The 16,909-nt window shown below is 70.4% G+C and carries 13 protein-coding genes; 2 read left to right on the top strand and 11 right to left on the bottom strand.

The features are described 5' to 3' along the window. Positions 1 to 4 precede the first annotated feature (4 nt). The 6 genes from ACILRB_RS07905 to rfbF form a co-directional block, all read right to left on the bottom strand. A complete protein-coding gene (locus ACILRB_RS07905) occupies positions 5 to 355 on the bottom strand; it encodes a hypothetical protein (protein WP_395665752.1) in 351 nt (116 codons plus the stop codon). Positions 356 to 442: 87 nt separating this feature from the next. Further along, on the bottom strand, positions 443 to 1,552 hold the full coding sequence (locus tag ACILRB_RS07900) for an NAD(P)/FAD-dependent oxidoreductase (RefSeq protein ID WP_395665751.1): 1,110 nt from the start codon (positions 1,550 to 1,552) through the stop codon (positions 443 to 445). Between the two features lie 108 nt (positions 1,553 to 1,660). Further along, positions 1,661 to 2,434: a sugar transferase gene (locus ACILRB_RS07895; protein ID WP_395665750.1), complete on the bottom strand. Its 774-nt coding sequence runs from the start codon at positions 2,432 to 2,434 to the stop codon at positions 1,661 to 1,663. 145 nt (positions 2,435 to 2,579) lie between these two features. Beyond that, complete coding sequence (locus tag ACILRB_RS07890) at positions 2,580 to 3,827, bottom strand: class I SAM-dependent methyltransferase (RefSeq protein WP_395665749.1); 1,248 nt, start codon at positions 3,825 to 3,827, stop codon at positions 2,580 to 2,582. Positions 3,828 to 3,855: 28 nt separating this feature from the next. After that, a complete protein-coding gene (locus tag ACILRB_RS07885; RefSeq protein ID WP_395665748.1) occupies positions 3,856 to 4,902 on the bottom strand; it encodes an NAD-dependent epimerase/dehydratase family protein in 1,047 nt (348 codons plus the stop codon). Further along, the gene (rfbF, locus tag ACILRB_RS07880; protein WP_395665747.1) at positions 4,899 to 5,675 is read right to left on the bottom strand and encodes a glucose-1-phosphate cytidylyltransferase; all 777 of its coding nucleotides are present in this window, start codon (positions 5,673 to 5,675) and stop codon (positions 4,899 to 4,901) included. Before rfbF ends, ACILRB_RS07885 begins: the two co-directional genes overlap by 4 nt. Positions 5,676 to 6,170: 495 nt before the next feature. Here rfbF and ACILRB_RS07875 point away from each other — a divergent pair, with 495 nt between their 5' ends. Beyond that, positions 6,171 to 9,350 carry a response regulator gene (locus ACILRB_RS07875; protein WP_395665746.1) on the top strand — a complete coding sequence of 1,060 codons (3,180 nt, stop codon included), beginning with the start codon at positions 6,171 to 6,173 and terminating at the stop codon, positions 9,348 to 9,350. Positions 9,351 to 9,534: 184 nt separating this feature from the next. Here ACILRB_RS07875 and ACILRB_RS07870 read toward each other — a convergent pair whose 3' ends face one another. The 3 genes from ACILRB_RS07870 to ACILRB_RS07860 form a co-directional block, all read right to left on the bottom strand. Further along, positions 9,535 to 10,170: a response regulator transcription factor gene (locus ACILRB_RS07870; protein ID WP_395665745.1), complete on the bottom strand. Its 636-nt coding sequence runs from the start codon at positions 10,168 to 10,170 to the stop codon at positions 9,535 to 9,537. Beyond that, entirely contained in the window at positions 10,167 to 11,984 is a 1,818-nt protein-coding gene (locus tag ACILRB_RS07865) for a PAS domain S-box protein (RefSeq protein WP_395665744.1), read from the bottom strand. Before ACILRB_RS07865 ends, ACILRB_RS07870 begins: the two co-directional genes overlap by 4 nt. 139 nt (positions 11,985 to 12,123) lie before the next feature. Continuing rightward, positions 12,124 to 12,492, bottom strand: coding sequence for a response regulator transcription factor (locus ACILRB_RS07860; RefSeq protein WP_395665743.1), 369 nt, complete (start codon positions 12,490 to 12,492; stop codon positions 12,124 to 12,126). Between the two features lie 202 nt (positions 12,493 to 12,694). Between ACILRB_RS07860 and ACILRB_RS07855 the strand changes: the two genes are divergently transcribed. Then, on the top strand, positions 12,695 to 13,969 hold the full coding sequence (locus tag ACILRB_RS07855; RefSeq protein ID WP_395665742.1) for an MFS transporter: 1,275 nt from the start codon (positions 12,695 to 12,697) through the stop codon (positions 13,967 to 13,969). 166 nt (positions 13,970 to 14,135) lie between these two features. On the opposite strand, the gene ACILRB_RS07850 is transcribed toward ACILRB_RS07855, so the two are convergent. Together ACILRB_RS07850 and ACILRB_RS07845 are read right to left on the bottom strand one after the other, a co-directional pair. Then, the gene (locus ACILRB_RS07850) at positions 14,136 to 14,678 is read right to left on the bottom strand and encodes a DUF4399 domain-containing protein (protein WP_395665741.1); all 543 of its coding nucleotides are present in this window, start codon (positions 14,676 to 14,678) and stop codon (positions 14,136 to 14,138) included. Positions 14,679 to 14,715: 37 nt separating this feature from the next. Continuing rightward, positions 14,716 to 16,716 carry a bifunctional serine/threonine-protein kinase/formylglycine-generating enzyme family protein gene (locus tag ACILRB_RS07845; protein WP_395665740.1) on the bottom strand — a complete coding sequence of 667 codons (2,001 nt, stop codon included), beginning with the start codon at positions 16,714 to 16,716 and terminating at the stop codon, positions 14,716 to 14,718. Positions 16,717 to 16,909: the final 193 nt, after the last annotated feature.

The raw sequence follows: 16,909 nt of genomic DNA, 5'->3' as shown, positions 1-16,909 counted from the left end.
GCCCTCAGGCGCCCTCCCGGTCGGCGCCCCGTCTCGGGCGCGCGCGTTTTTCGCGCGCCGCGAACGGACGCCTGACGTCCCGGCGCGGCTCCTGCGCCAGCGCGCGCAGCGCAAGGCCGGCGAAATAGCCGCACTGAAGCAGCGCGCCGGCCGCAAGCCACAGCCAGAAATTGTCGAGCCGGCCCAGCGCCGCGACCACGGCCAGCGTCAGCGCCCAGGCCGCGAGCGCGAGCAGAAGCGCGCGCACGCCGACGAAAAGGCCGAGCGCGCCGCCGAGAAGAAAGATGCAGATCGTCCAGGCGGACATCGCCTCACGCGGCCAGACCGGCGCGTGGCCCGCGAAGCCGGGCCGCAACGCGGGCGCCGTCAATGAAACCGGGCGCGGGCCTCCGCGTCAAGCGCCGCGCGCAGGGCCGCCTTGCTTCAGCCTGGCCCCGCCCCCTCAGCCGCGCCCCGCCAGCGCCGCGACATGCTCGCCGATCGCCAGCGACGAGGTGAGGCCCGGCGATTCGACGCCGAACAGGTTGACGAGCGCGACCCCGCCATGATCCTCGGGCCCCAAAATGAGAAAATCCTGCGCCGGCGCGCCGGGCGGCGCGATCTTGGGGCGCAGCCCGCAAAAGGAGGGCTGGAGCGTCCCGTCGCGCAGGCCCGGCCAGTAGCGCCGGATCGCGGCGTAGAACGAGGAGGCGCGCTCCGGATCGACGCGATAGTCCTCCGTCTCGACCCATTCGACGTCAGGCCCGAAGCGCGCCTGGCCGGCGAGGTCGAAGGTCAGATGCACGCCAAGGCCGCCCGGGACCGGGGCCGGATAGATGAGCCGCGAGAACGGCGCCTTCTGGCCGGAGAGGGCGAAATAATTGCCCTTGGCGAGATAGCTCTGCGGCACGAGACGCGGGTCGAGGCCCTTGATGCGGCGCGCGAACTTGGTCGCCGACAGGCCGGCGGCGTTGACGAGCAGGTTGCAGCGCAGCCGGATCGGCGTCACGCCGCCGACCTCGACGGCCACGACGTCGCCCATCACCTCGCCCCGCAGCGCCGGCGTCTCGAGCACGACCACGCCGCCAAATGACTCGAGCTCGCCCTGGAGCGCCGTCATATAGGCGTGGCTGTCGAGGATGCCGGTCGAGGGCGAGAGCAGCGCCGCCTCGCAGGAGAGGTCGGGCTCGAGCGCATGGGCCTCGGCGCCGTCGAGCAGCACGAGGTCGCCAACCCCGTTGCCCTCCGCGCGCGCCCGGATCGCGCCGAGCTTGCCGATCTCTTCCGGCGAGGCCGCGACGATCATCTTGCCGCATTTTCTGTGGGGGATGTGGCGCGAGGCGCAGAAGTCGTAGAGCGCCGTCCGCCCCGAGACGCAGAGCCGCCCCATCAGGCTGCCCTCGGGATAATAGAGGCCTGCGTGGATGACCTCGCTGTTGCGCGACGAGATGCCGGCGCCGATCCGGTCGGCCGCCTCGATGACGATCACGTCCCGGCCGCGCGCCGCAAGCGCGCGCGCCGCGGCGAGCCCGATCACGCCCGCTCCAACGACGAGGCAATCCACGCTTTCCATACGAGGGCCGTCCCTTCGGCTGTTGCGGCTCAAGGCTCCGCCCGCGTCGGGCTGAAGATCTGGGTAGCCCGATCTTTCGCGTCCGCCAAGCGCCTCGCGCCGCTGGGGTCAGCAGGCGTCGTCGGACCCGAACAGGGCCGGCAGCGTCCGCATGATGATGAGGACGTCGAGCGCGAGACGCCAGTTGCGCGCGTAACAGGCGTCGCAGGCGACGCGCTTCGCATAGCTCGCGCGGCTGCGCCCGCTCGTCTGCCACAGCCCGGTCAGCCCGGGCCGGCAGCGCACATAGGCGGCGCGGCGCGCGCCGTAGCGCGCGAGCTCCTGCTCGACCACCGGCCGCGGCCCGACGAGGCTCATCTCGCCGCGCACGACGTTGAAGAGCTGCGGCAGCTCGTCGACGCTGGTCTTGCGCAGGATGCGGCCGAAACGCGTCACGCGCGGATCGTCGCGCAGCTTGCGCGTCGCCTCCCATTCGGCGCGCGCGTCGGGATTGGCGTCGAAATAGGCGCGCAGGGCGCTTTCGCCGTCGCCCGTCATGGTGCGGAACTTCAGGCAGTCGAACGTCTCGCCGCCGAAGCCGACGCGCCGGTGGCGGTAGATCGGCGACGCGCCCGAGGTCGCGGCCACGCCGAGAGCGCAGAGCGCGAGGAACGGCGACAGGGCGACGATCGCCGTCGAGGCGAGGCAGAGGTCGACCGTCCGCTTCAGCAGCCCGCCGGTCGGCGAGCGCCCCCGTTCGGCCTGCGTCCGCTCGATTTGCGTCCGCTCCGTTTGCGCCCTTTCGCCAAGGCCTGCGAACAGGCCCCGGCCCGCGCCCTGCGCCGTGGCCTGCTGGGCCGGCGCGGCCGCCAGCAGGTCATGTGAACTCGCCTCCATCGGCATGGCCGTCTCCGGATCCGAGGCTGAAAGGCGCGGCCTCGCGCTCCGCCCGTGCGGGCGGCGACGCCGGCGCCTCTCCGATGAATTGAGAAAATCCGCCCGCACGCGTCGGGCGCGGCCTGCGGCGAGGCCGCGCCCCGCGCCGTGCTCAGACGATCCGGGGCGTCGGAACGGGCAGGATGAACCTGCCGCCCCCCGCGCGATATTCGGCCTGCTGGGCCAGGATCTCGTCGGCGAAATTCCAGGCGAGCACGAGCACGTAATCGGGGCGTCGCTCGACCAGCGCCTCGACCGGCAGGATCGGAATGTCCTGGCCCGGCATGTATTTGCCATGCTTGTGGACGTTGCGGTCGACCACGAAGTCGACGAGCTCGCGGCCGACGCCGGCCGTGTTGATCATGGTCGCGCCCTTGGCCGCCGCGCCATAGGCGGCGATCGACTTGCCCTGCGCCTTGAGATCCTTCAGCAGCGCGACGAGATCGCGCTTGAGCGCGTCGACCTTGGCCGAGAAGCCGCGGAAATAGTCGATTCCGTCGAGGCCCTGCGCGGTTTCGGCGGCGAGAAGATCCTTGACGGACGCTTCGACGTTCTCGACCGGCTCCACATAAAGCCGCAGCGAGCCGCCATGGATCGCGAGATGCTCGACCCTGTTGAGATAAAGCCCGTGACGGCGAAACAGTTTGTCGAGCGCGACGCCCGAGAAATAACACAGGTGCTCGTGGTAGATCGTGTCGAATTCGCAATGCTCGGTCAGCGGGGCGAGATAGGGCGCCTCGATCACGGCGACGCCGTCGTCCTTGAGCAGCAGCCTGATCGCGGCGACGAAGCCGTTGGTGTCGGCGACATGGGCGAGCACGTTGTTGCCGTGGATGACGTCGGCGCGGATTCCTTCCTCGCGCAGGCCGAGCGCGTAGTCATAGGTGAAGAAGGCGCAGCGCGTCGGCACGCCGATCTTTTCGGCCGCCGCCGCCGGCCCGTCCGCCGGGTCGATCCCGAGCGCCGGGATTCCCGCCTCGACGTAATTCTTCAGAAGATAGCCGTCATTGCTCGCAAGCTCGACGACGAGGCTCTCCGGCCCGAGCCGCCGGCTCTCGATCAGGCCGAGCGCGTTTTTGCGCGAATGCTCGAGCAGCGCGGGGGAGAAGGACGAATAATAGGGATAGGCGTCGGCGAACAGGATCTCGGGGCTGACCGTCTCGGTGATCTGCACCAGGGCGCAGTCCTTGCAGAAGGCGACCTTGAGCGGGAAGGTCAGCTCGGGCTCGCCGCGCCGCTCCTCCGGCACGAGCCGGTCGGCGAGCGGCGTGTCGCCGAGGTCGAGAAAGTTTTCGAGATTTTCGGAGCCGCAGGAACGGCAGCGATGCTCGGCCACGGAGAGTTTGAAGTCATGAGTCATGAAAATCGTTTCCGTTGCTTTGCGGCGGTCAGGCGATGGCGCGGGCGCGCGCATGGACGCGGCGGAGATCCTCGTCGATCGACCCTTCGCGAATGAGCTTCTTGATGTGGGCGATGCGCTTGAACCGCTCGCCCTCGAAATCGTCGAGCGTCAGCCCTGAGTCGCAGAAGGCGCCGTAGAGCTGCTCCACGCCGCGCCGCGCCGTCCATTGCGGCTTGAAGGCGTGCAGCGTGCGCGCGATGTGGCCGCAGTCGACGCGGTAGCAGCGCGTGTCGGGGCCCGCGTCCGGCGCGAAGTCGACGCGGCTTCCGGGCACGACGTCCTTCACCATGTCGGCGATCTCGCGCATCTGGTAGTTTTCGGTGGTGAGCCCGACGTTGAACGCCTTGTTGTGCACGAGCTGGCGGTCGGCGGTCATCGCCGCGACATAGGCGGCGGCGATGTCCTCGACATGCACGATCGGGCGCCATGGCGTTCCGTCGCTCTTGAGATAGACTTCGCCTGTGGTGAAGGCCCAGGCGGTGAGGTTGTTGAGCACGAGGTCGAAGCGCAGCCTGGGCGACAGCCCGTAGGCGGTCGAGGCGCGGATGAAGGTCGGGCTGAAGCTTTCGTCGGCCATCGGCGCGACGGCCAGCTCGACGTCGACCTTCGAGGCGCCATAGGGCGTCACCGGATTGAACGCCGCCGTCTCGTCGAGAAAATCCTGGCCCGCGGCGCCATAGGTCGAGCAGGACGAGGCGAACAGGAAGCGCGGCACGCCGGCCGTCTTGGCGAGGGCCGCGAGCCGGACCGACGCCTTGCAGTTGATCGCGTCGGTGAGCCCCGGGCGATAGTCGCCGAGCGGATCGTTGGAGAGTCCGGCGAGATGGATCACGGCGTCGAAGCCGCGCAGATCCTCGACGCTGGCGTCGCGCACGTCGCTCTCGAATTCGGGAACCTCGGCGAGCTCGCCCGTGAAGGTGCAGGCGCGGTAGAGGTCGCTGTCGTAGCCCGTGACGTCATGGCCCTTCTCGAGCAGAAGGGCGGTCAGCACGGAGCCGATGTAGCCGCGATGGCCGGTGACGAGGACTTTCATGCGTCGCTCCATGATTTCCACGGCGCTTTGCCGCCGTCCCAGATCTTCTGCAGGAGATGTTTCTCGCGCAGCGTGTCCATGCATTGCCAGAAGTCGTCGTGGCGGTAGGCCATCAGCTGGCCGTCGGCCGCGAGCCGCTGCATCGGCGCGTGCTCGAACATCACGTCGTCGCCGTCGATGTAGTCGACGACGCCGGGCTCGAGCACGAAGAAGGCGCCGTTGATCCAGCCTTCCGCGGTCTGCGGCTTCTCGGTGAATTCAAGCACCCTGTCGCCGTCGAACTCCATGTAGCCATAGCGCGCCGGCGGGCGCACGGCGGTCATGGTCGCGAGCTTGCCATGCGCCTTGTGGAAGGCGAGCAGCTTGTGGAGATCGACGTTCGAGAGGCCGTCGCCCCAGGTAAGCATGATCGGCTGCGGCGTCATCCAGTTCATCAGCCGCTTGACGCGTCCGCCGGTCAGCGTCGGCAGGCCGGTCTCGACGAGGTCGACGGACCAGGCGGGGGCGTTCGGGTTGTGGCGCTTCACGCCGCCGGTCTGCATGTGCAGCGTCATGCTGCCGTTCAGCGAACAATAGTCGGAGAACCAGCGCTTGATGTATTCGCCCTTGTAGCCGAGGGCGACGGCGAACTCGTTGTGGCCGTAGCTGTGGTAATGCATCATGATGTGCCACAAAATCGGCATGCCGCCGATTTCGACCATCGGCTTCGGCCGCACGTCGGTTTCTTCAGCCAATCGGGTGCCAGCCCCGCCCGCCAGGATTGCAACTTTCACGTTTCACCTATTGAGCATGGTCGTCGGGCGGAAAACGCCGGACGCGTTGGTCAGTCGAGGCGAGCCGGTCGCTCGGGCCCCGACGCTCAATCTGTCCATCAATCCCGACGTGGCGGACAAGGATCGGAATGTGCTGAGCGCGTGGCCGCGCCGCGACGCCCCCGCGCCGGACTTGCGCATCGGTAAATGCCGCTATTGAAACGCATGCGATTTCAATGCTAAGCTAGTTAACATTAAAAAGAATGCTTTCGCCGCAAGGAAATGCTCCGCCGGCGGCCTGTTTTGTGTCCTGACAATTTTCAACATTTGTCGCGATTACTGCGAGCGCCTCGCTTATGTCCTTGACCTCCGTCCATTGGCCGCAACGCCGACGCCGTTTTCTCCATCGTCTCCCGACGCCGCGGCCGCATGTACGCTCCGCCGACGCGCGTCCGACGCAGGTGTCCGGCCGGCGCGAGCAGCCCCTTCGCCATTCAGTCAACAGGAGCCGCCGCAATGGGAACAACCACGACGCGCAGCCAGCGAGACTACGCGTCGCGCGCGCTCCCCGCGCAGCCTGTTGACCCGGACGGCGCCGACGCCTGCGTCGTCGTCAACATGCGCTTCGAGATCCTGAGCTGCGCCGGGCCGGTCGCGCGATATCTGACCTCGCCCGACCCGCGTCCGGGCAGCGCGCTTGCGGCGGCGCTGCCGCCAGGCCTCTCGGGGCCGGCGCTCGGCGCGTTGCGGCGGGCCGCAGGCCCCTGCGCCGCAGGCGGCGCGAGCGCGGTCTGGCGCGGCGGCGGCGTGCTGGTGACGCTTCATGCGCGGCGCGTCCGGGACGACGGCGACGACGCGATTCTCCTCAGCTTTTCTGAAGACGCGGACGACGCCGAAGACGAAGGCGCCCGCGACCCCGACGCAATCACGGAGCCTCAATCCATGACGTCCGTCGAAACGGAGCTTGATTTCGGCGTCGACCGGACCCGCCTCGAAGATGCGCTGAGGACGCTCGAGCTCGTCAACGACGGGCTCGCCCTCGCCAACCACGAGGCCGCGACGCTCAACGAGGAGCTGCGCCGCAGGGTCGACGAGCTCGAAGCCGCGCAGGCCGAGGCGCGCGCCCTCAACGGCGAGCTCCGCGAGGTCAACCGGCGGCTCGAGGAGGACCGCGCGCGGGACGCCCGCGCCGCGGCCGGCCTGCTCGACATTCTGGAGAGCGCCGACGTCGCCACGCTGGCGCTCGGCGCGGATTTCAGCATCCGCTTCTTCACGCCGCGCGCGACCGGACTGTTCGGGCTGATCGCCTCGGACGTCGGCCGCCCGCTGTCGGACCTCGCGCCGCGCGTCGAGGACATTCATCTGACGGATGACATAAGAAGCGCGCTCGCCGGCCGCCCCGTGGCGGCGCGCGAGGTGCGCGCGCGCGACGGAAGCTGGTTCCTGCGCATGACCGCGCCGCGCCGCTTTGGCGGAGACGACGCCGGCGTGGTCATCACCTATGTGGCGATCGGCGGCCTCAAGCGCGCCGAAGACGAGCTGAGGGCGGCGGGCGCCTATCTCGAAAGCGTGCTCGAAACCGTGCGCAAGCCGCTGCTGACCTTCGACCGCTCGCTCTCGGTGCGCTCGGTCAACAAGGCCTGCCGCGAGCTGTTTGACGCGGACCGCGAGGCGTTCCTCGGCCGCCCGCTCGGCGAGACGCCGGCCGCGGCGCTCGCGCCCTTTCTCATGGACATGCTGTGGCCCGGGTCGGCGACGCTCGGCGACGTCGAAAACCACCGCCTCCAGATCGAAACGCCCGGAGGGGGCGAGCTCATCCTGCTCACCACCTTGCGCAGGATGGCGGGCGCCTGTGACGACGCCTTCCTGCTCTCCCTCGACGACGTCACCGAGAAGGAGCGCGTCGAGGAGAGCCTCGCCGCCGTCACGCGCGGCCTTGAAAAGGCGAACCGCCTGAAGTCGCAGTTCCTCGCCGCCGCGAGCCACGACCTGCGCCAGCCGTTGCAGACCATGTGCCTGCTGTCGGCGATCCTGAGGCGCAAGCTGACGGGCCGCGCGCTCCAGCTCAGCGCGAAGTTCGACGAGACCATCGAGGCCATGAACGGCGTCGTCAACGCCATCCTCGACATCAACCAGCTCGAGGCCGGCGCGATCACGCCCGTGATCCAGAGCTTTCCGGCCGACATGCTGCTCAACAAGCTGTTCGCGGAGTTCGACACGCTCGTCCAGGCGAAGGGGCTCGACTGGCGCCTCGTCGGCTGCGGCGCGGTCGTCAAGAGCGATCCGCGGCTGCTCATCCAGATCCTTCGCAACCTCGTCAGCAACGCCATCAAGTTCACCGCCTCGGGCAAGATCCTGATCGGCTGCAGGCGGCGCGGCGACGCGATCAGCATCGAGGTGCTCGACTCAGGGCCCGGCGTCAGGGAGTCGGAGATCGCCTCGATCTTCGAGTTCTTCCACAAGGGCGCCGAGAATCTGAAAGGCTCGGACGACGGCCTCGGCCTCGGCCTCGCCATCGTGCGCCATCTTGCGACCATGCTCGGACATGAGGTGAAGGTCCAGTCGCGCTTTGGCAGGGGCTCGCGCTTCAGCGTGCTCGTGCCGCTCGGCGAGGCGGAGGCGACGGTCGACGCCAAGCCCGCGCGCCTGCCGCCGCCCGTGATGAGAGATCGCGCCTGCCGCATCCTGATCGTCGAGGACGAGCCGTCCGTGCGCGAAAGCCTCGAGATGCTGCTCGAGGCCGAAGGCCACGCCGTCTGCGCCGCGGCGAGCGGCCCCGCGGCCCTGCGCCTCGTCGAATCGGGCGTCTGCCTGCCCGATCTCGTCATCGTCGACTACAGCGTGCCGGGCGGCATGAACGGGCTCGAGACGATCGACGCCGTGCGCGGCGCGCTCGGCCGCCGGACGCCGGCGATCGCGCTGACCGGCGACATCTCCTCGGCCGCGATCGAGAAGATCAAGGCCGGCGCCGACGCGCATCTGACGAAGCCGGTGCAGGCCGACGACCTGCTCGACGCCATACAGGCGCTGCGGGCCGACGCCCGCGCCGCCGCCGAAAGCTGCCTCGCCGGGGAGCTCCCCCATCTCCCGCCGCCGCGCGAGGAGCTGCGGGAGGCGACGGTCTATATCGTCGACGACGATTCGAACGTCCGCAGCTCGCTGCGCGAACTGCTCGAATCCTGCGGCTACGCCGCGCGCCCGCTCGCGAGCGGGCTCGACGTCGAGGGCCTCGCCTTCCGCCCCGAGGACTGCCTCATCCTCGACGCCAACCTGCCGGACCTCGACGGCTTCGAAGTGCTCGCCCGCCTCAAGAGCGCGGCCGCGCGGCCGTCGGTCATCATGATCACGGGGCGCGGCGACGTCGACACCGCCGTGCGGGCGATGCGCGAAGGCGCCTGCGACTTCCTGGAAAAGCCGTTCAGCCCCGAGCAGCTCCTCAAAAGCCTCGGCCGCGCGCTGGAGGCCAAGGCGCCCGCCGCCGACGTGCGGCGGGAGGCGCGCCAGCGCGTCGGCCGGCTGACCGAACGCCAGCGCGCGGTGCTCGACCTGATCGTCGCCGGCCGCGCCAACAAGGTCATCGCCAACGACCTCGGCATCGGCCAGCGGACCGTGGAGAGCCATCGCGCCACGCTCATGAAAAAGCTCGGCGTGCGCACCTTCGCCGACCTCATCCGCATGGCGATCGCCGCCCGCTAGAGCATGTTCAGTAAAAGTTGCCGACTTTTACGTCAAGAAAACGCGCTTAAACAGCGAGATGAGGCCTTTTCAGCGAAAGTTGCAGACTTTCGCGTAAAGAAAATTCGCAAAGACAAGATGTTCGAGCGCGCTCCAGGACACGATCCGGCGACACGATCCGGCCGGAGCGGCCGGCGTCCCGGCCTCAGCCGCCGCCGCGCCGGCCAAGCGCCTCCGACATGCGCACGAGGTCGGCGACGGAGCGCGCGCCCATCTTGCGCATCAGATGGCCGCGATGGATCTTCACCGTGATCTCGGCGAGCCCCATCTCGCCGGCGATCTGCTTGTTGAGCAGCCCCTTGACGACGAACTCCATCACCTCGGCCTCGCGCGGGGTCAGTCCGTCGTAGAGCGCCTGCAGCTCGCCGCCGCGCCGGCGCGTCTCGCGCCGCGCCCTGTCGCGCGCGATCGCCGACGACACGGCGTCGATCATGTCCTGGTCGCGGAACGGCTTCGTCAAGAAATCCACGGCCCCGGCCTTCATCGCGCGCACCGTCATGGGAATGTCGCCATGGCCGGTCATGAACACGATCGGCAGGTCGACGCCGGCGTGGGCGAGCTGGTCCTGGAACTCGAGCCCGCCGACGCCCGGAAGGCGGATGTCGAGCACGAGGCAGGACGGCGCGTCGGGCAGTTGCGCGCGGGTCATCTCGGCGGCCGAACGGAAGGCCAGAACGCCGAGCCCGATCGAGGCGAACAGGTTCTGCAGCGCGTCGCGCATGTCGTCGTCGTCCTCGACGACGATCGCCATGGGCCCGGCCTCCTGCGGCGGACGCGTCATGTCCGGGCTCCCTCGGCCTCGACCGGAAGGACGAGGCGGAATTTCGCGCCGGCCGCGCCGTTCGCCTGCGCCTCGATCCGCCCGCCATGCGCCTCGACGATCGACCGGCAGATCGAAAGCCCCATGCCGAGCCCGTCCCCCTTGGTCGTGTAGAAGGCGTCGAAAAGCTTCGCCGCCTCGGCGCCGCCGAGCCCGACGCCGGTGTCGGCGATCTCCGCCAGCACGGTCTCGCCGCCGTCGCGCCGCTCGGCCCCGGCGGCGATGGTCAGAACGCGGGCGCGGCCGTCGACGCCGTCCATCGCCTGAAGCGCGTTCATCGCGAGATTGATGACGACCTGCTGAAGCTGCACGCGGTCGCCTGGAACGGGCGGCGTCGGCGCGAGCCTCAGCTCCAGCTTCGCCCCGTGGCGCTCGATCTCGCGTTGCAGCAGGCCCAGCGTCTCCTCGATCAGGCCGTTGAGGTCGACCGGCCGCCGCTCGGGCTCGGACCTGCGCGCGAGGGCGCGCAGCCGCGCGACCACCTCGCTCGCCCGGCGTGCGCCGGCGATCGTCTTTTCGAGCGAGGCGCGCACGGCGTCGAGCCGCGGCGGGTCCCGCGACAGCCAGCGCAGGCCGGCCTCGCCGTTGGTGACGACGGACGCGAGCGGCTGGTTGACCTCATGCGCGATCGAGGCGGCGAGCTCGCCGAGCGTCGTGACCCGGGCCATGTGCGACAGCTCCGCCTGGACGCGGCTCAGGCTTTCCTCGGCCCGCATCTGGTCCTCGACGTCGCTCGCGACGCCGTACCACCGCTTGACCGCGCCGGCCCCGTCATGCAGCGGCGCGGCCCTGATCACCATGCGGCGGCATTCGCCGGAGGCGTCGCGGATGCGCGCCATGTCCTCATAGGACGCGCCCGAAGCCAGCGCCGCGGCCCAGCCCGCGTCGATCCGGCCGAGATCGTCGGGATGGACCATGACGCGCCAGCCGGGGCCGCCGACGTCGTCGAAGGTCCAGCCGAGGTCGCGCCAGCGCGCGTTGATCGAATCGATCTCGCCGCGCCCGGGCGAGGAGGTCCACACCAGCGCCGGGATGGTGTCGACGACGCGCCGCAGCTCCTGCTCCGCCTCGCGCAGGCGGTCGTCGGCGCGCTTGCGCTCGGTCACGTCGTTGCTCGTCTCCATGACGGCGGCGGCGCGGCCGCGCTCGTCCCTGTGCAGCGACAGCCTGCTCGCCACGATCGCCGTCGATCCGTCCTTGCGCCGGCGCGTGAATTCGCCCCGCCAGCGTCCGTCGCGGGCGAGCGCGGCGTCGACGCCGGCGCGCACGCCGGCGTCCGCGGTGCGCAGCAGCGCGCCCGCGTCCTGCCCCATCGCCTCGGCGGCGCTCCAGCCGTAAAGCGCTTCGGCGCCAGGGTTCCAGTAGGCGACCGCGCCCTTCGCGTCGGTGACGAAGATGGCGTCATGGGTCAGTTCGAGCAGCGCCGCCTGGCGCCGCAGATGCGTCGTCGCCTCAAGGTCCTTCGCCACGAGAAAGCCCGTCGAGGCGATGGCGCACAGGCTGACGGCGCAGCGGACCGTCGCGTCGAGCATCGGCGCGTGCGCATGGCCGACGAGGAAGCTCACGATCGTCAGCGCCATGCAGATCGCGGCGATGACGAGAACCCCGCGCCGGTCGACAAAACCCGCGCTCAGGATCACGACGAGCGCGTAAAGCACGGCGATCGCTATGCCGAGCGGAGACAGCGTGTCGAACAGGAAGATTCCGGCGGCGAGCGCCGCCGCCGCCATGGGCCGCCACGGCGACGGCCGTTGGGGAGGGAGATCGATCGGCATCGCGTTCCGGAGCTTTCGGCTGTCCGTGGTTCTTGCCGCTGGCGTCGCGACGCGCCGCGCGGCGGGCAGGATAGCGACGCGGCGGCGGCGCCGCAAACCGGCCGCGGCCGGGCCCCCGCGGCGAGGCGAGGCGTCCGCGTCAGGGGCGGCCCAGCGCCGCCTCGACGCATTCGATGAGCGCCGCGGCCTCGAACGGCTTGGAGAGAAAGCCGAGCGCCCCCACGGCCACGGCCTCGTCGCGCAGGCGCGCCTCGGGAAAAGCGGTGATGAAGACGATCGGCAGCCGGCGCCCGCGCGCGATCAGCGCCCGGTGCAGCTCGAACCCGCCCATGCCCGGCATCTGCACGTCGGCGACGAGACAGGCCGCGCCCTCGACGTCGCCGGATTCGAGAACGGCCTCCGCCGACGCGAACACGCGCGCGTCGAAGCCATAGGATTCGACGAGGTTCTGCGTCGCGACGCGGACGTCCTCATTGTCGTCGACGATGATGATCGAAGGGGTGCCCACTTTGTTCCGCCCAAACCTGTTCGCGCCGCGCCCGCGCGAAGCTGCGACAAAACAATGCGCCCGAACGGCCTTCGATAAAACTATACGGAGGTTTTACGCAGCGCGCGCGACGGCGCGACGCCTTGCGCCCGGGCGCGGCCGCGCTTAAACGGACCGCACCGCGGCGCCCGAATCGCCGCCGTCGAGACGAGAAGGCGCGCGCATGGCCCTGCTCACAAAACCTCCCGTCAGCGTGTCGCAGGACGAACATCTGCGGATCGGCTTCATCGCCGCCTGGATGCTGTGCCTGATCTTCTATTTTGCGCAATATGCGCTGCGCTCGGCGCCGGGCGTGATGCTGCCCGAGCTCGCGCAGGCGCATGGGCTCGGCCGCGTCGAGCTCGGCTCGCTGATCGGCCTTTATTATTACACCTACGCCCTGTTCGCGATCGTCGCCGGCGCGGCGCTCGACCGGCTCGGCGCGAAATACGTCATTCCCGTCGGCGTGCTCGCGCTCGCCGCCGGCGCGGCGCTGTTTGGCTCGGGCGAGCTCGCCGGGGCGCGGATCGGACGCCTGCTGCAGGGGGCGGGCTCGGCCGTGGCCTTCACCGGCGCGGTCTATCTCGCCGCGCGCGGCTTTCCGCGGGAATGGCTCGCGACGGCGGTCGGCGTGACGCAGTGCCTCGGCATGCTCGGCGGCTCGGTCGGGCAGTTCGGCGTCGCGCCGCTCGTCCATTCGGTCCTCGACTGGCGGAGCTTCTGGCTCATCTCGGCGACGTTCCTCGTCGGCGTCGCGCTCTCCATGATGATGATCACGCCCGGCGCCCGCGACGCGCGCGCCCCCGCGGGCCCATGGCGCAATCTGTTCGCCCCCTACCGGACGGTGCTCGCCAATCCGCAGTCGTGGCTCTGCGGCGTCGTCGCCGGGCTTCTGTTCCTGCCGACGACCATCTTCGACATGATCTGGGGCGTCCCCTTCCTGCGCGAGGGGCTGCATGTCGACTTCGCCCATGCGGCGCTGCGCGCGAGCATGGTGCCGATGGGCTGGGTGATCGGCTGCCCGCTGCTCGGCTACGCCGCCGACTATCTCGGGCGCCGCAAGCCGGTCGTGGTGGCGGGCGTCGCCGTCATGCTGGCGACCGGCGCGGCCATCCTCTATCTGCCGGACGGCGCCGTTCCGCCCTACCTGCTCGGCCTGCTGTTCGGCGTCGGCTCAAGCGCCGCGATGATCCCCTACAGCGTCATCAAGGAGGTCAACCCGGACGAGGTGAAGGGCAGCGCGACGGGCGCGATCAACTTCCTCGTCTTCGCCATGACGGCGCTCGTCAATCCGCTGTTTGGGCGGTATCTGCAATCGCGCGACCCGGGCGGCGCGCTGACGCTGGCCGATTTCCGCAGCGCCGGAAGCTGGCTCCTCGCCGGCGTGGCGCTCGCCGGGGTCTTGACCTTTTTCCTGCGCGAGACGGGCCATGCCGCGCAGGGCGGGACGACGCGCTAGCGCGCGTTCGGACGTCATCGCGTCGCGCACGCGCTCCAAGATTTTGTCTTTACGCATTTTCTTGCCGTAAAAGCCTGCAACTTTTACTGAAAATGCTCCAGGCCCGGCGCCGGACAGGCGGCGCCGGGGCGCGGCGGAGCGCCGGGGCGCGGCGGAACGGGCGGCGTCAGTCGTGGCGATGGCGCTTCTTTTTGCCCGGCTGGACCACCACAATCTCGATCTTCCGCGAGGCGACGAGCGGCGCGAACGGCCTGTGCTTCGCGTCGCCGAGGACGAGCTGCAGCGTGTGCCGCCCGGGCGGAAGGTCGATCGTCGTCTCGGTCTGGCCGCCGCCGAAATGCAGATGGTTCTTGTCGGAGGGAATGACCTCGGTCTCCGACACGGGCTCCCTGACGTCGATGAGCAGATGATGATGCCCGGCGTTCGCCGCCGCGCTGCCCGCCTGCGTCACGCCCATGCCCCTGAGGCCGAACTGCACCGTGACCGGCGAGCGCACCCGCGCCCCATTGGCCGGCGCGATGATGTAGAGCCGCGCGCCGGCCGGCGCCGGCGCCGGCGGCGCGGCGGCCGCCCCCTGCGGCTGCGCCTGCTGCGGCGCCGGAGCCGGCGTTTGCGCCGGCGTCCGCCCCTGTTCTTGCGTCTGCCCCCGCGCCGGCGCGACGCAGGCCGCCGCCAGCAGGGCGAAGGCCAGGCCGAACTGCTGCTTCATCGCTTTTCCTCCCCTGCGGCCGGCGGCCGCCCCGGCCTCACGGATCGCGCGCGACGCGAAGCCCGTGGCCGGGATAGCGCACCTTCGGATCGTAGAATTCGCGGTTCGCCACCCTGAGGTCGGGGGGCGCGCTCGCCCATGAGCCGCCGCGCAGCACCCGCTCCGGGCAATCGGCGCCGCCGACGGCGCTTCCGTTCGCCGGGGCGCCCCTGTAGTTGCGCCGCCAGCAATCCTCGACCCATTGCTTGGCCGAGCCCGTCACGTCCTGCAGGCCGAAGCGGTTCGGCGGAAACTGGCCGACCTTCGGCGGGCCGTCGCCGCTCTCCTCGCCGCAGCCGCGGCAGGCCGACATGCCAGGCCGGAACGCGTCGCCCCACCAGAATTTCGTCGTCACGCCGCCGCGCGCGGCATATTCCCATTCAGCCTCGCTCGGCAGACGATAACGGCGCCCCGTCGCGCCCGACAGCCAGGCGACATATTGCTTCGCGTCGTCGAAGCTGAGGTTGTGGGCCGGCGCGTCGTCGTCGCCGCCGGGATCGTAGGCGCAGCCATGGGCCTCGACGCAGGCCCGCCACTCGGCCCCCGTCACCGGAAAGCGTCCGATCATGAAGGCGGCGAGCCGCACCTTGTGGATCGGCCGCTCGCTCGGATCGGCGTTTCCGCCCATGGAGAACGCGCCGCCCGGCAGCGCCAGCATTTCGGGGCAGCGCGCGCAGTCGCGCGTCGCGCCCTCGGGCCCGGGCGTCGTGGGCGCGGCCGGAACGGAAGGCGCCGCCGCTGACGACGCCTGCTCCGGCGTCGCGCCCGCCGAAGGCGCGAACGGAATTTCGGACAGCTTCAGCTCGGAAAGATGGTCGTCGGCCGCGGCCGGCGGCCCGGACGCCGGCGCCGTCGCGGGCGGATCCTCGCGGCGCTCCTGCGCCGCGGTCTCGGGCGCGGCGGCCGTCGGCTCTTCGGCGACGAGGCGCGGCGCCTCGGCCGCATGTCTTTCGCCGGCAGGTCTTTGGTCGGCAGGTCTTTGGTCGGCAGGTCTTTCGCCGGCAGGTCTTTCGCCGGCGCCCGAATCGGCGCCCGCGCCGCGCCCGCCAGCGAGGCGCGCGGCGAGAAGCCCCGCGCCGACGAGCGCCAGCGCGACGAGGCCTGCGGCGATCAGGCGGCGCGGGCTCCCGTTTCCGGCCGGCGCGGCGGGCGCCTGCGCCGGCGACCAGGCCGCGACCTCGGCCATGGTCGGCCGGGCCTGCGGGTCGGGTTCGAGCATGCGCGCGAGCAGCGGGCGGATTTCGGCCGGAACGCCCGAGAGATCGGGCACGCTGCTGCGCTTGCGCACGACCTCGGCCGGCAGCCCGTCCATGTCGAGGGGGCGCCCGAGCAGCGCCGCGACCAGCGTGAGGCCGAGGCTGTAGACGTCCGACTGCGGCCCCACCTCGCCGCCGTAAAGGCCGATCTGCTCGGGCGAGACGAAGTTCGACTTGCCGGCGAATTCGCCGCCGATCACCGTCGCGTCGCCCTTGGCGTCGCGGGCGATGCCGAAGTCGATGATCTTGGCGCGGTTGGCGTCGTTCTCGGGCAGGATGACGTTGTCGGGCGAGACGTCTCTGTGCACGACGCCCGCGCGATGGGCGACGTCGAGCCCCGAGGCGACGCGCCGCTGCAGCACGCGCACGGTTTCGAGCGGCAGCGGGCCGCGCCCCAGCACGGCCGCGAGCGAATCTCCCTCGACGAACTCCATCGCCAGATAGGGGCAGCCGAGTTCGGGGTCGGTGGTGAACAGATAATAGCGGACGATGGCGTCGTGCGGCGCCCGGTGCAGCGCCGCCGCCTCCTTGCGGAACAGCGCGAGATAGGTGTCGCTTTTGGCGAGTTCGGGGCGGATCATCTTGATCGCCACCTTGTCGGCGGTCTCGATGGCGCGGCCGGCGTACACCTGCCCCATGCCGCCGGTGGCGATCAGGCGGTCGATCACATAGACGTCATTGAGCCGCGTGCCGGGTCCCGCCGTCGAATAGGAGGCGGCCGGAGAGCTGGCGGAGTCATTCACCGAAGCGGGCTCCGTTCGAGAGGCGCGCACCCCCGCGCGATTGGCAGCGCCCTGCGCCTGTCCGCAATGGTAATGCGGAGCGCGCCGCGGGGCCACGGCAAAATTGCGCGTCGTCCCCAACCGCCGCGGCGCCGATCCGCACACGCCGGCGTGCGCCGGGCGCCGTCAGTCCGGGCGCGGCGCCGGCGCCGCC

Source organism: Methylocella sp. (assembly GCF_044226135.1).
Taxonomy (GTDB): Bacteria; Pseudomonadota; Alphaproteobacteria; order Rhizobiales; family Beijerinckiaceae; genus Methylocapsa.
The sequence above is the reverse complement of the archived record's forward strand: the minus strand, read 5'-3'. Positions and strand labels throughout refer to the sequence as shown.

Coding starts and splice junctions, on each gene's coding strand:
- ACILRB_RS07900 (WP_395665751.1), bottom strand. CDS start 1,552: ATGGAAAGCGTGGATTGCCTCGTCGTTGGAGCGGGCGTGATCGGGCTC.
- ACILRB_RS07895 (WP_395665750.1), bottom strand. CDS start 2,434: ATGCCGATGGAGGCGAGTTCACATGACCTGCTGGCGGCCGCGCCGGCC.
- ACILRB_RS07890 (WP_395665749.1), bottom strand. CDS start 3,827: ATGACTCATGACTTCAAACTCTCCGTGGCCGAGCATCGCTGCCGTTCC.
- ACILRB_RS07885 (WP_395665748.1), bottom strand. CDS start 4,902: ATGAAAGTCCTCGTCACCGGCCATCGCGGCTACATCGGCTCCGTGCTG.
- ACILRB_RS07875 (WP_395665746.1), top strand. CDS start 6,171: ATGGGAACAACCACGACGCGCAGCCAGCGAGACTACGCGTCGCGCGCG.
- ACILRB_RS07870 (WP_395665745.1), bottom strand. CDS start 10,170: ATGACGCGTCCGCCGCAGGAGGCCGGGCCCATGGCGATCGTCGTCGAG.
- ACILRB_RS07865 (WP_395665744.1), bottom strand. CDS start 11,984: ATGCCGATCGATCTCCCTCCCCAACGGCCGTCGCCGTGGCGGCCCATG.
- ACILRB_RS07855 (WP_395665742.1), top strand. CDS start 12,695: ATGGCCCTGCTCACAAAACCTCCCGTCAGCGTGTCGCAGGACGAACAT.
- ACILRB_RS07850 (WP_395665741.1), bottom strand. CDS start 14,678: ATGAAGCAGCAGTTCGGCCTGGCCTTCGCCCTGCTGGCGGCGGCCTGC.